General features: G+C 62.5%; 13 protein-coding genes. 6 read left to right on the top strand and 7 right to left on the bottom strand.

Annotation, left to right across the window (positions count from 1 at the left end):
- Positions 1–100 precede the first annotated feature (100 nt).
- Positions 101–1,636 (top strand): malate:quinone oxidoreductase, encoded by a 1,536-nt coding sequence (locus tag AUC43_RS16045; RefSeq protein WP_417999860.1) that lies wholly within the window; start codon positions 101–103, stop codon positions 1,634–1,636.
- 116 nt (positions 1,637–1,752) lie between these two features.
- Here AUC43_RS16045 and AUC43_RS16050 read toward each other — a convergent pair whose 3' ends face one another.
- Positions 1,753–2,490 carry an SDR family oxidoreductase gene (locus AUC43_RS16050; protein WP_068195921.1) on the bottom strand — a complete coding sequence of 246 codons (738 nt, stop codon included), beginning with the start codon at positions 2,488–2,490 and terminating at the stop codon, positions 1,753–1,755.
- Between the two features lie 132 nt (positions 2,491–2,622).
- On the opposite strand from AUC43_RS16050, the gene AUC43_RS16055 reads away from it, so the two are divergent.
- The gene (locus tag AUC43_RS16055) at positions 2,623–3,177 is read left to right on the top strand and encodes a GNAT family N-acetyltransferase (protein ID WP_068195922.1); all 555 of its coding nucleotides are present in this window, start codon (positions 2,623–2,625) and stop codon (positions 3,175–3,177) included.
- Between the two features lie 92 nt (positions 3,178–3,269).
- Complete coding sequence (locus AUC43_RS16060; protein WP_068195926.1) at positions 3,270–4,025, top strand: hypothetical protein; 756 nt, start codon at positions 3,270–3,272, stop codon at positions 4,023–4,025.
- A gap of 201 nt (positions 4,026–4,226) precedes the next feature.
- Here AUC43_RS16060 and AUC43_RS16065 read toward each other — a convergent pair whose 3' ends face one another.
- Together AUC43_RS16065 and AUC43_RS16070 are read right to left on the bottom strand one after the other, a co-directional pair.
- On the bottom strand, positions 4,227–5,012 hold the full coding sequence (locus AUC43_RS16065) for an arylamine N-acetyltransferase family protein (protein ID WP_068195933.1): 786 nt from the start codon (positions 5,010–5,012) through the stop codon (positions 4,227–4,229).
- Between the two features lie 42 nt (positions 5,013–5,054).
- The gene (locus AUC43_RS16070) at positions 5,055–5,900 is read right to left on the bottom strand and encodes an SDR family NAD(P)-dependent oxidoreductase (RefSeq protein WP_199243460.1); all 846 of its coding nucleotides are present in this window, start codon (positions 5,898–5,900) and stop codon (positions 5,055–5,057) included.
- 116 nt (positions 5,901–6,016) lie between these two features.
- On the opposite strand from AUC43_RS16070, the gene pncA reads away from it, so the two are divergent.
- On the top strand, positions 6,017–6,631 hold the full coding sequence (pncA, locus tag AUC43_RS16075; protein WP_068195939.1) for a bifunctional nicotinamidase/pyrazinamidase: 615 nt from the start codon (positions 6,017–6,019) through the stop codon (positions 6,629–6,631).
- A 37-nt stretch (positions 6,632–6,668) separates the two neighbouring features.
- Positions 6,669–6,992: a hypothetical protein gene (locus tag AUC43_RS16080; protein WP_068195941.1), complete on the top strand. Its 324-nt coding sequence runs from the start codon at positions 6,669–6,671 to the stop codon at positions 6,990–6,992.
- 20 nt (positions 6,993–7,012) lie between these two features.
- On the opposite strand, the gene AUC43_RS16085 is transcribed toward AUC43_RS16080, so the two are convergent.
- Positions 7,013–8,206, bottom strand: a complete 1,194-nt coding sequence (locus AUC43_RS16085; protein WP_068195945.1) for an acetyltransferase domain-containing protein — start codon at positions 8,204–8,206, stop codon at positions 7,013–7,015.
- A gap of 194 nt (positions 8,207–8,400) precedes the next feature.
- Entirely contained in the window at positions 8,401–9,471 is a 1,071-nt protein-coding gene (locus AUC43_RS16090; protein ID WP_068195949.1) for a metallophosphoesterase, read from the bottom strand.
- Positions 9,472–9,858: 387 nt separating this feature from the next.
- Here AUC43_RS16090 and AUC43_RS16095 point away from each other — a divergent pair, with 387 nt between their 5' ends.
- Positions 9,859–10,935 (top strand): mechanosensitive ion channel family protein, encoded by a 1,077-nt coding sequence (locus AUC43_RS16095; protein ID WP_233254031.1) that lies wholly within the window; start codon positions 9,859–9,861, stop codon positions 10,933–10,935.
- A gap of 50 nt (positions 10,936–10,985) precedes the next feature.
- On the opposite strand, the gene AUC43_RS16100 is transcribed toward AUC43_RS16095, so the two are convergent.
- Positions 10,986–11,636 carry a phosphoribosyltransferase gene (locus AUC43_RS16100; protein ID WP_068195955.1) on the bottom strand — a complete coding sequence of 217 codons (651 nt, stop codon included), beginning with the start codon at positions 11,634–11,636 and terminating at the stop codon, positions 10,986–10,988.
- Between the two features lie 12 nt (positions 11,637–11,648).
- Positions 11,649–12,311: a dienelactone hydrolase family protein gene (locus AUC43_RS16105; RefSeq protein ID WP_068195959.1), complete on the bottom strand. Its 663-nt coding sequence runs from the start codon at positions 12,309–12,311 to the stop codon at positions 11,649–11,651.
- Between the last annotated feature and the right edge of the window lie 144 nt (positions 12,312–12,455).

A 12,455-nucleotide genomic window follows, 5' to 3' on the forward strand; every position in this document is an offset into this window, starting at 1 on the left:
AACATCCCCTCCTTAGCTAAGGAGGGGAGTGATATGGGTGCTGCAAGGTAGTGTGCCGGTTTTTTTCGTCAACCAACAGCCCTTGCCCGTTATCGCTCGTATTGCCTGCGGCCCTTCTATTTCCATTTCTATGACTCCTACGGACCAAGACCCCACCAAACCCGTCACCGATGTCGTCATTATCGGCGCGGGCATCATGAGCGCCACGCTGGGCGTGCTGCTCAAAGCCCTGGACCCCAACGTAACCATTGCCGGCTACGAGCGCCTCGACGCCGTAGCAGCCGAAAGCTCCGACGCCTGGAACAATGCCGGCACCGGCCACTCGGCGTTTTGTGAGCTCAACTACACCCCCGAGCGCCCCGACGGCTCCATCGACATCAGCAAGGCCGATAAAATTGCCGAGCAGTTTGAGCTAAGCAAGCAGTTTTGGGCCACGCTGGTGCAGGACGGCCTGCTGCCCGACCCCACTTCCTTCATTCGCACCATTCCGCACATGAGCTTTGTGTGGGGCGCGGCCAACGTCGAATACCTGCGCAAGCGCCACACGGCCCTGCTGGGCTCTCCTCTTTTCCAGGGCATGGAATTCAGCGACGACCCCGCCCAGATTGCCGCCTGGATACCGCTGGTGATGGACGGCCGCGACCCCACCGTGCCGGTAGCCGCCACGCGCATGCCCATCGGCACCGATGTCAACTTTGGCTCCCTCACCCGCTGCCTGTCCAATTACCTGAAGAGCCTGCCCGGGGTAGATTTGAACCTGGGCCACGAAGTGGAAGACTTCCGCCGCAAAGACGACGGCATCTGGCGCATCAAGGTGCGCAACCTGGCTACCGACGAGAGCCGCATTGTGCGGGCCCGCTTCGTATTTATTGGGGCCGGCGGCGGCACGCTACCGCTGCTCGAAAAAACCGATATTCCGGAGGCCAATGGCTTTGGCGGCTTTCCCGTGAGCGGGCAGTGGCTGAAGTGCCAAAACCCCGCCGTGATTGCCCGGCACGAAGCCAAGGTGTACGGCAAGCCCGCCGTGGGCTCGCCGCCCATGTCGATGCCCCACCTCGACACCCGCCAGATAAACGGCCGCAAAGAGCTGCTCTTTGGGCCCTACGCGGGCTTCAGCACCAAGTTCTTGAAGAAGGGCTCTTACACCGATTTGTTCCGCTCCATTGAGCTGGGCAACATCCGGCCACTGCTCTACGCCGGGGCGCGCAACCTGGGCCTTACCCGCTACCTCATTGGGCAGGTGCTGCAATCGCCTGAGGAGCGCACCGCCGCCCTGCGCGAGTATTACCCCAAAGCCAACCCCGACGACTGGCAGCTGGAAGTGGCCGGCCAGCGTGTGCAGGTCATCAAAAAGGACAAAAAGAAGGGCGGCGTGCTCGAATTCGGCACCGAGATGGTTACCTCGGCAGACGGCTCTATGTCGGCGCTGCTTGGGGCTTCGCCGGGCGCTAGCACCGCCGTGGCCATCATGCTAGATTTGGTGCAAAAGTGCTTCCCCGACCGGGCTTCCACTCCTGAATGGCAGGCGCGATTCCGGCAGTTGGTACCATCTTTCGGCAAGCACCTAGCCAACGACCCGGCTCTCACTGCTGAAGTGCGTGAGCGCAGCCGCCAAGCCCTGAAATTGGAGGCGTAAGGACGCAAATCGTCTGTCATGCAGAGCGCAGCGAAGCATCTTATCGCCGCTGAACGATTCGTTGTGGCGTGAGAAGATGCTACGCTGCGCTCTGCATGACAGACGATTGCGCTATTTTATCGGTTGTTAATGAGCCGAAACCGCTCGTCCAATTCGGCGCGGGAGGCCAGGCGGGCTTGCTCCGACGTGCCAAAGCCTACTTCGTGCTCGCCAGCGGCCAGGCGCGCCATCACGGAATCGGCAAACTCGTTGACGGGCGCGCCGAAGGTGTGTAGCCCGGGCCCGCCGAGGTCGGTATTGACGGCCGGCGGTACAATTTCAAGCACCGAAATACCGGTGGGCTGCAGCTGGTGGCGCAACGACAGCGTGAACGAGTGCAGCGCGGCCTTGGTGGCGCTGTAGATGGGCGCAAATGCCGCAGGCGCAAACGACAAGCCCGACGTGACGTTGATAATGGCGGCCTGGGGCTGCTCGCGCAGGTGCGGAATGAGCAGCATGGCCAGGTGTATGGGTGCCTCCACATTGATGGTGATTTCCTGGCGGAGGGTCTCCCAGTCCCCGGGGCTGTCGGCCAGCTGAATGCGGTTTTGAATACCGGCATTGTTTACCAGCACGTTGAGGCGCGGGTAGTTGGCAGTGGCCCAACGTACCAGCTCTACGCGTTCGGCCACGTTGGCCACGTCGCACTCGCGGGTGATGAGGGCCGGGTAGAGCTGCTGGGCTTCGGCGAGTTTGTCGGCCCGGCGGCCGCAGATAATAACCTGGCTGCCGGCCTGCAAAAAGCGGGCGGCCAGGGCCAGCCCAATACCGGAAGCGCCGCCGGTGAGCAGAACCGTGTTGTTGGATAAGTTCATGAAAGGAAAGGGTGGTAAGTGGAAGTTGGCCGCTAACAAGTAACGGCGGCAGAGAGTTGAGCGGGGAGCCCGGCCGGGGACTTATCTTTCGGGCTTATTGCTGCAACTAATCTTACGCGCTACGCGCTTTTTATGATTGAATTAGAACCCTTCACCCCGGCCGATTTCAGCGAACTCATGGCTTGGGTCGACGACGAACGGCTTATGAAAGAGTGGAGCGGCTCGATGTTTTCGTTTCCCCTCACCCAAGCCAGCCTCAACTGGTACGTGGAAGACGCCAACAACTTCACCGACCCCAACGTGTTTATTTACAAAGCCGTGGAGTCCAAAACGGGCGTTACGGTGGGCCATATCTCGCTGGGCGGCATCAGCCAGCGCGACCGGGCCGGGCGCATCACCCGCGTGCTGGTGGGAAAGTCGACGGAGCGCCGCCGGGGCATCTGTCAGGGCATGGTAAAGGCCTTGCTGCGCATTGGGTTTGAGGACCTGAAGCTGCACCGCATCAGCCTCGGTGTATACGACTTCAACCACGCGGCCATCAACTGCTACCTGAAAGCCGGATTTACGCAGGAAGGTGTGCTGCGCGACGTGGTGCGGCACGGCGACGAATACTGGTCGCTCATTGAGATGGGCATCCTGGAAGACGAGTGGCGTGCCCTGCACCCCGCCGCTGAGAAAGCAGCGTAGCTAAAGCCCACGGCCTGGTACTTGCATGGAGCTGGAAAACGGCGGCCAATCAAGAAAAAAAGCTATAAATTGAGCCTGCATTTCTACTTCTGATGTTTCTCATTCCCATGAACTTTCGACTATTACCGCTGCTGGGCCTTTTGCTGACTGGCGCTACCGCTCACGCGCAGCAGGGTAGCCAATCGGGTGGCGTCGCGGCCCAAGCCAACCTAAACGCGTTGGTGGCCGGTGCTCCTGCGGTATTGCCCCGGGGCGAAAGCTATGGGTTAAAGGGCTCGCCCTATGCCGACAACCGCTGGCTGCCTGCCCTTATCACCCTGAACACCAACACGCCCCTGGCGCCAGTGCCGCTCAAATACGACGTGCTCGACCACCGCTTGCTGATGCGCACGTTAGCCCGGCCCAAGGATTCGCTTCAGCTCGACGACCGCCAGGTGGTGCGCTTTGTGCTGCAGGAGCCCGCCACGCCTTTTGGCCCCGCCCGGCAGCGCGTGTTTCGCCGCTTCTCGGATGCGCCACTCGAAAAGCACCGCACCGACTATGTGGAAGTGCTGCACGAAGGCCAGTACTCCCTGCTAAAACACTACATCAAGACGCTGAAGAAAGCGAACTACCAGGGGGCCTACAGCACCGACCAGCGCTACGACGAAATCGAAGACAAAACCGTGTACTACCTGCGCTCTGCCGCAGGCAGCCTGGTGCCGGTAAAGCTGGCCCTCAAGCCCCTGCAAGCCGCCGCCCCCACCCTCGCCGCTGCCCTGAAAACGGCCGTCGCCGCGAAAAGCCCCAAAACAGAAGCCGATTGGGCGGATGTGCTGAACACGGTTGACCCCAGCAGCGCGAAGTAGCACGGGGCTTAGCCCCAGCGGGGTCGTACCCGTTAGGGCGTCATATCGGTAGAAACCACAGCTCCATTGAATTCTAAAGCCCCAGCGGGGCGGCACTCGTCCAACGAGTGTCACCCCGCTGGGGCTTAACTTTTTTATTTCCTCCTTACTACCGAGATGTCGCCCCTAGGGGCTGCAGTACCCGACGCTTATCGATATGAGCTAAACGGGCAATGGCGCGGGCAGACGAATGCCAAAATGGGTTTCCAGGGCCTGGGCGTAGGCACCTGCATCGGCCAGGGTAGTGGCGGTAATGGAGCCATCGGGCCGCCGGATTTTCAGCTCGGTATCGACAAGGCTGGCACGAAAATCCGGGGCGGCCAGGGTGGTGATGCGCTGCTTGCGAAACGGTGAATCTGGCGACTGCGAATAATAGAAATTCATCATCTGGTAGTCGCTGGGCTGGGCCTCGTCGAGCGTAAACGTGTAGAGGCTTTGCCACTGGCCCTGCATGTGCAGCTGCAGGTGAAAGTTGTGCTGGGGCGCGGCTTGCAGGCGGTAGGCATCGAAAAACTGGCGGTGCTCCGGGCCAGCTTCCAGGGGAATTGGCTCAATCAGGCCGTTGGTGCCAAAGCCCAGGTCTACCAGCCAGGGCTGCCCGGCTACTTCCACCAGCAGCACCTGGTGCGCGCGGGGCCGCAGCGGCGGGCCCGCCAGCAGGTTGCGGCCCACCAGGCACGTCACCCGAAAGCCCAGCTGCTGCAGAACCAGCCGAAACAAGCCGTTGAGCTCGTAGCAGTAGCCGCCGCGTTTCTCCTGCACTAGCTTCTGCATAAGGCTGGCCGGGTCGAGGCCGATAGGGCGGTTGAGGTGAATGTCGAGGTTCTCGAAGGGGATGCTGAACGCCTGCGCCAGGTGCAGCCCCACAAGCGTGTCGAGCGAGTGCGTGAGCGGGCCCTGGTAGCCAATGCGGGCGGTGTAGGCGGCAAGGTCAACGGTGGCAGACATAGGCGGACAATGGCGGTTGGGCAAGCAAGTTGCGACAGCTAATTACGCCAGAACCGACGTACCCGTCAACTGCTCGCTCAGTTTCCAGAGCTGCCGGGCGTGCTCGGGCGTGTTAAAGGGGTGCTGCACGGGCACGGCTTTTTTCTTGGCAAAGTAGCCGCCGCTCACGTTCGCTACCTCGGGGGACGAGGCCAGGAAAATGCTCGTTTCGGCGCCTTTTTCCACCGAGAGCATAAACGGGCGGGCCAGCTGCGTGAGCTTGCCCAGCCATCCGCCGGCGCTGTCGCCGAAGTTGCTGGCCACCGCGCCGGGGTGCACGGCATTGGTGGTCACGTGGCCGATGCCGTGGGCGCGCAGGCGGCGGGCCAGCTCCTGCGTGAACATGATGTTGTAGAGCTTGGTGTTGGCGTAAACCCGCGCGGCGCTGTAGTGCTGCGCCGATTGGATATCGGCCAGGTTGGGCTTGGCAAATTTGTGAGCCAGCGAGGCCAGATTTACCACGCGGGCGGCGGGGCTGGCCTGCAGCTTCTTGAGCAGCAAGGCCGTGAGCAGGAACGGCCCCAGGTGGTTGGTGGCCAGGCCCAGCTCGTTGCCATCGGCGGAAAGCTGGCGCTCGGCCCCAAAAATCAGCCCGGCGTTGTTCACCAGCACGTCCAGCCGGGGGTAGCGGGCGTTGAACTCGGCCGCGGCCCGGCGCACCTGCTCCAGGTCGGCCAAATCGGCCAGCAGCACGTCGACGTGGTCGTGCCCGGCGGCGGCTTTGATTTCCTGCTGCGTGGCCTCGGCCTTCGCGGCGTTGCGGGCCAGCAGCACCACGTGGGCGCCCATGCTGGCAAGCTCGGTGGCCGTTACTTTGCCAATGCCGGAGGTAGCTCCGGTAACGAGCACTGTTTGATGATGAAGGTCGGGCATGTGCGGGTTAATTGCTAATGAATGAGTAAGCGCGTAGACGTAACCCGCCGCGCCATACTTGAGTTTAGCAGGCCCTGGCCAGCACGCATCCCATGAAAGCCCTCCTGCTCATCGACATTCAAAACGATTTTGTGCCCGGCGGCCGCTTGGCCGTGCCCGATGGCGACGCCATTATTCCGCTCGTGAACGCGCTACAGCCGCTCTTTGATCTGGTGGTGGCCAGCCAGGACTGGCACCCGGTGGGCCACGAGAGCTTTGCCAGCAGCCACGCCGGCCACGAGCCGTTCAACCATATTGAGCTGCACGGCCTGCCCCAGACGCTCTGGCCCGACCACTGCGTGCAGGAGACCACCGGCACCGACCTGCACCCGGCCCTCGACACCCGGCGCATCGAGGCTATTTTCCGCAAGGGCATGGCGCTGGAGATTGATTCCTACAGCGCGTTTTACGACAACGGCCACCGCAAATCCACCGGCCTGGCCGACTACCTGCGCGGCCGCGGCGCCACCGAGGTGTATCTGGTTGGGCTGGCCGGCGACTTCTGCGTGTACTTTTCGGCGCTCGATGCCCAGGCCGAAGGCTTTGCCACCCATTTCATCACCGACGCCACCCGGCCCATCAGCGCCGAAGGCTTTCAGGCGGCCCTCGCCGACATGCAAGCCCGCGGCATCCAAGTCCTGGAAAGCCAGGCCCTGCTGGTGCCCTAGCTACAGTTGCCCTCGCCCGTACTCCTCCCCTACGTTCATGCACAAGCCCTTCGCCCTCGTGCTAGTAATAGCCCTCGCCGGCTGCCAGCAAACGCCGCCCACCACGGTTTCAGCCCAACCCGACGCCACGCAACCGGCCGCGCCGCTTTCCCAGGCCGAGGCACGGGCGGCCGTGGGACGCTACCTCCAAAGCCAGCCCAATGCCAAGCGCTACGTGCTCGATTCGGCCCGCGTAAACGATAATGAAACCACGTGGCAAGTGCTGGTGCCGCGCACCGACTGGGCCCAGCGGATGCCCAATAGCGCCCGCTTCGAGGTAGACAAAGCCACGGGCACCGTGCGCACCGCGCCAGTGAAATAGCCGTTCTCGCTACGTGGGGCTTACAAGTACGACAGCCACCAGTAGGAATGCCGCTGCTTGAAACCCTGGTACCACCGGCACGGCAAGTAGAGCAGCACCACCACCGAGGCCCACACCAGGTATGCCCGCGCCAGGCTGGGCTGGTACCCCGCTGGCCAATCCTTAACGGAGGCAAACGAGAAGTTGAAGGGCTTGCCAAACGCGAAGGTGGTCCAGACCCAGGCCGCGCCGCTGATGAGCAGCAAGTGCATCAGGTAGTAGAAAAACGGCACCTGCCCAAAGGTGCGCAGCACCTGGCTGAGCCGGTTGGCAGCACTTTCGACGCCGCTCAGCAAGAGCAGCGCCACCCCCAGCGTGAGGCACAGAAACAGCAGCGACGGCGGGTATTTGGTGACGTTGATAAACGACAGCACCGTGTAGGCCAGGCCCCGCGGCTGCACGCTCCAGGGGCTGGGGTCGCCGTACCAATTGGTGGCCCGCAGCGCCACAAACAGCACCAGCAGCCCCGCCCCTGCCAGGCGCAACAGCCGCTTGCGCTGCGGCAGCGGCCGCCGGAACCACGGCCCAATGAGGTAGCCGGCTAGCATCACGCCCAGCCACGGCCCAATGGAATACGCCACCAGCAAGGGCGGCAGCGGCGGCACCGGCAGCACAAACGGCGTGTTGTGCAGCAGCGCCCACACCGCATTAGTAGAAGTGACGGGCTGGATGACGGGTAGCAGGTTGTGCCCCGCAATGATGACAAACGCCAGCGCCGCCAGCAGCCCGCGCGGCAGCCAGATAAGGCCCGCCAGCACCACCATGCCCCAGCCAATGGCCCAGATAACCTGCAGCAAAAGCAAATTGTAGCCCCACTGCAGCATGAAGTTGATAACCACCAGCTCCAGCACCACCAGCCACAGGCCGCGCGTGAGCAGAAACCGGCTTACCTGGGCCCGGCCCGGCTGCTTTTCCTGGTAGAGAAAGATGCTGGTGCCCGAGAGAAACACGAACGTGGGCGCGCAGAAATGCGTGACCCAACGCGTAAAAAACAGCAGCGCCGATGCGTGGGCCACGTCTTCGGGCCGCACCGTGGTCGGGCTCCAAAGCTCGCGCACGTGGTCGAGGGCCATGATAATCATTACCAGGCCCCGCACCACATCGATGGCTTGCACGCGGGATGCAACCGCCCGGTTCAGCGCGGGCGTGGGTGGCAGGATAGTAGTCTGGAGCATAGGCGAATGAGGACCGATAAATGGGTGGAAAGGGATGCCAAGTTAGAAATCTGCGGCCCAAATCCTTGTCGCGTTTAGCAAAATATTTTAGCAAAGCTTGCTACCATCTGGGCGGGCGCGCCAGCTGCTGCAACTCCCCAGAATCTTTGCCTGCTCGGGCTTTTTCGCCACCAGCGTCGGGCGGAGCTCCCGCGTTAGCGGGCCACCGTGCGCCTCACGGGCGTATAATGGCCGCTTCGAAGCTGCACAAAGTAGAGGCCGGCCGCCAGGCCGCCCCGCGAGTAGCCCACCTCGTGGTGGCCGGCCCGCAAGCGGCCCTGCTGCAGCACGGCCACCTGTTGGCCCAGGGCATTCAGCAGCCTGATTTCCACCTCGTCATCGCCGGGCAGCGAAAACTCAACCCGGGCGTTTTCTTCAAAGGGCGTCGGGTACACGGCCAGCAGCCGCGGCTCGGCGCTCAGGCCGGGCCGGAGGGTAAAGGAATCGACTAGGAGCCCGGTGCGGGTGTAGAAACGCACGCGGAGGCTGTCGGGGCCGGCGTCGAACAGCTGCGCCCCGTAGTCGGCATTGTAGCGCACCATGCTGCCGCCGATGGCATTGGTAACACCGTAGATGCTGCGCCCGCCCAGCCCGTTGACGCAATACGTAAGCCCGCCCACCACCAGACGCTCGTAGTGATGGTCGTGCCCGGCCAGCACCAGCGAGGCGCCCCACTCCTGAAAGGGCCAGCGCATGCCCAGGTTGCTGCCGTGCGAGCCCGACGAATACGGCGGCTCGTGGAAGTACACCACCTTCCACGGAGCCGTAGAGGCTGCCTGCTCCGCCTTGAGCCACAGGGCCTGCGTGGAGGTGCTGCTGGTGCCGTCGGCCTCGGTGGGCTCGCTGTTCAGCACAAAGAACTGCACCTGGCCGCGCACAAAGCTGTAGTACCGCTCATTGCCGGGCAGGGTAAAATAGTCGGTGTAGGGCACCCCGCCGCCGGCACTGGTGTCGTGGTTGCCCAAGGCCGGAAAAAAGCGGTTGGTGGGCGAGCCGCTCCCATACGCCCCCTTGTAAGCGCCGATAAACTCGTGGTAATACTGCCCGATATTGGCATCGATGGTGCTGGCCGCGCCCTGGTCGTAGTTGTTGTCGCCCAGGGTGATGATGAAATCGGGGTTCCAGCTTTTTACTAGCCGGGCCACGTCGGCCTCCGACGTACTGGCGTAGCCATAGTCGCCGATGGCGGCAAAGTGTTGAGCTGTGGCGGGCTGGGCAAACGCCATCCCGCATACCGCAGCGAGTACAAAAGCCCTTTGAATCAGCAGTAAAAACGGCATCGCAAAAGCAGCAAGGTCAGTTGGGCCAAACTTTCGGCGCCACTTTTTAGTGCCGATGCGGATAAGATTCCTGATTACTAAATGCGCTTTTCAACTTGCTAAAGTTCGGGCAAACTTGTCTTAAAACGACTTCGCGCGTAGCCACCGCACCCGCAAGTGCCGCAATCAGGACCGGCAGTGCCAGGCGCTTCGGTAACGGAGGCCCTCCACTCCTGGCCCTGCCGGCCCCGCTACCGTTAACCTTTCCTACCCGGGCAGGGTAAACTCATTTCATCGGAACGCGGGCCACCGGCCCGCGCAGCACTTGGTATGAAAGAAGAGTTTGCTCATTTTTTGACCCATTTCCCTGGCTTTGTGGCCACCCTGGGCATATTGCTGTTGGGCGTGGTAATGGGGCTGGTGGCCAGGTTTGTGATATCGACGGTACTCCAGACCTACAACCGGCGCGCCAATTCGGAGCTTATTACATCCATCCAGCGGCACCTGCGCCCGGCCAGTGGGTGGTTTTTTCCGGCGCTGGCGGTGTCGCTGCTCCTGCCGCTGGTGCAGCTGCCGCCGCAGCCCTTCGAAGTGCTGCGCCGCCTGGTCGAGATGGCCCTGATTACCACCTTCGCCTGGGGCCTTGTCAAGTTAACGGATGTGGTAGAGGACGAGGTGCTGCGCCGGTATGAGATTAACACCACCGACAACCTGCGCGTGCGTAAGCTTTTCACCCAGCTCCAGTTTATCAAGAAGCTGGTCATGTCGCTCATCGTATTCGTGGCTGTTGGGCTGGTTTTGATGAGCTTCGAAACGGTCCGCCGCCTCGGCACCGGGCTGCTCACCTCGGCGGGCATTGCTAGCGTTATTGTGGGCTTTGCGGCGCAGCGCTCCATCAGCAACCTGCTGGCGGGCTTCCAGATAGCTTTCACCCAGCCCATCCGCATCGACGACGTGCTGGTAGTGGAAGGCGAGTGGGGCCGGGTCGAGGAAATCACCTTCACCTACGTCGTGCTCAGCATCTGGGACGAACGCCGCCTGGTGCTGCCGCTCAACTATTTCATCGAAAAGCCCTTCCAGAACTGGACCCGCAACAGCAGCCAGATACTCGGCACGGTGCTGCTGCAAACCGACTACACCGTCCCCGTCGAGGCCGTGCGCACTGAGCTGCAGCGCATTGTAGCAGCCAGTCCCCTCTGGGACAGGCGCGTGTGCGTGCTCCACGTTACCGACTCCAAGGAACGCACCCTGGAGCTGCGCGCCCTGGTAAGTGCCGCCAACGCGAGCGACGTGTGGGAGCTGCGCTGCGCCGTTCGCGAGCAACTGGTGGGCTTTCTGCAGCGGGAGTTTCCCGGCTGCCTGCCCCGTATCCGCGCCGTGGTGGAGATTCCCGCGCCGGCTCTTAGTGCGGCTCTGGGTACGCCGGCTTAGTCTACAGCGAAGCGCTATCTAAGCAGGTTATGCTTAAGCCAGTCAGCACCTTACTTGGCAAATGCACCGTCGTGGGCGCCAGCCGCGCTTTTGCGGAGCAGACGAATAACTTCCTCATCGCTCACCTGGTCGAAAGTGACATAGAACTGCCCCACGGCGGCAAAATCATGGGGCAGCAGCAAGCACACGAACTCATCGACCAGCGGGGCCAGCTGCTGCTGGGCGCGTGGCGGGGCCACCGGCACAGCCACAACCAGCTTGGCCGGCTGGCTCCTGCGGATGGCCTCCACCGTGGCCACCATGGTGTGGCCGGTGGCAATGCCGTCGTCGACCACAATTACTGTTTTGCCCTTGAGGTTGGTGGGCGGGCGCCCGTCCATAAACAGCCGGAAATTCTCCCGGAGCTTGGCTTGAATGCGGGCCGCCTGTTGCTGAATGTACTCGGCGGGAATCCCGGAGGCGGTGCGCTCGTCCACGGCCACGCTATCGAGCGACACCGAGCCGATGGCGTACTCGCTGTTGTTGGGGTGCCCTATTTTTTTGGATAGCACCACTTCGAGCGGAAAGCCCAGCTGCTGGGCAATGACGTAGCCAATGGGAACGCCCCCGCGCGGAATAGCCAGCACAATGCCGTCTTCGCCCCGGTACTTTTCGAGGCGTTGGGCCAGGCGAAGGGCGGCATCTTGGCGGTTCTGAAACATCGGCGGGGCGGCTCAGGTGGCCGTTTGGGGGATGGGCTGCAGGTATTTGCTAAACCAGGCGGCGGCCAGCTCGGCGGCCTGCTTCAGGGTGCCGGGCTCTTCAAACAGGTGGGTGGCCCCGGGCACCACGGCCAGGTACTTGGTGCCGTGCAGGCCCTCGAGCGCCATACGATTGAGCGCCAACACATCGGTATCGAGCCCGCCCACGATGAGCAACGTGGCCGCCATCACGTGGGCCAGCGCCGGCCCCGCGAGGTCGGGGCGGCCGCCGCGCGAAACCACCGCCAGCACGCGGTCGGGCCGCCGTGCGGCCGCGCCCAGCGCCGACGCCGCGCCCGTACTGGCCCCAAAATAGCCGAAGGTGAGGTGGGCTAACCGCGGCAGCGCGTCCAGGAAATCGGTAGCCGCCACGAGCCGGTCGGTCAGCAGCGGAATATCAAACCGATGGGCATAAACGGCGTCTTCCTCCGGTGTCAGCAGGTCGAACAGGAAGGTGCCGATGCTGTGCTGGTGCAGCACGTCGGCCACAAAGGTGTTGCGGGTGCTAAGGCGGCTGCTGCCGCTGCCGTGCGAGAACAGCACAAGGGACCGCGCGCCGCTGGGCACAATGATTTCTCCGGTCAGCCGGGCGCCTTCCACGGGTATTTCCAGTAGCTTATGGCAGTCGTAGAGCATGGTTTTAGGCGCTAATTCATACTCGGCAATAGGGCTTGGTACCACTATTGTCGAGCAAACGGATTTAACTCAATATAATCAAAATTATTAGCAGTTATGTACCCAAAAAACCACGGTTGTGGCTTGTTCCTGCGCGGTTAAAGT

The organism is Hymenobacter sedentarius, from assembly GCF_001507645.1.
GTDB classification, from domain to species: Bacteria; Bacteroidota; Bacteroidia; order Cytophagales; family Hymenobacteraceae; genus Hymenobacter; species Hymenobacter sedentarius.

Excerpts from the sequence above, each read along its gene's own strand:
- AUC43_RS16105 (WP_068195959.1), bottom strand. The coding sequence starts at position 12,311 with ATGCTCTACGACTGCCATAAGCTACTGGAAATACCCGTGGAAGGCGCC.
- AUC43_RS16085 (WP_068195945.1), bottom strand. The coding sequence starts at position 8,206 with ATGCTCCAGACTACTATCCTGCCACCCACGCCCGCGCTGAACCGGGCG.
- AUC43_RS16100 (WP_068195955.1), bottom strand. The coding sequence starts at position 11,636 with ATGTTTCAGAACCGCCAAGATGCCGCCCTTCGCCTGGCCCAACGCCTC.
- AUC43_RS16065 (WP_068195933.1), bottom strand. The coding sequence starts at position 5,012 with ATGTCTGCCACCGTTGACCTTGCCGCCTACACCGCCCGCATTGGCTAC.
- AUC43_RS16080 (WP_068195941.1), top strand. The coding sequence starts at position 6,669 with ATGCACAAGCCCTTCGCCCTCGTGCTAGTAATAGCCCTCGCCGGCTGC.
- AUC43_RS16090 (WP_068195949.1), bottom strand. The coding sequence starts at position 9,471 with ATGGCGTTTGCCCAGCCCGCCACAGCTCAACACTTTGCCGCCATCGGC.
- pncA (WP_068195939.1), top strand. The coding sequence starts at position 6,017 with ATGAAAGCCCTCCTGCTCATCGACATTCAAAACGATTTTGTGCCCGGC.
- AUC43_RS16055 (WP_068195922.1), top strand. The coding sequence starts at position 2,623 with ATGATTGAATTAGAACCCTTCACCCCGGCCGATTTCAGCGAACTCATG.
- AUC43_RS16060 (WP_068195926.1), top strand. The coding sequence starts at position 3,270 with ATGTTTCTCATTCCCATGAACTTTCGACTATTACCGCTGCTGGGCCTT.
- AUC43_RS16050 (WP_068195921.1), bottom strand. The coding sequence starts at position 2,490 with ATGAACTTATCCAACAACACGGTTCTGCTCACCGGCGGCGCTTCCGGT.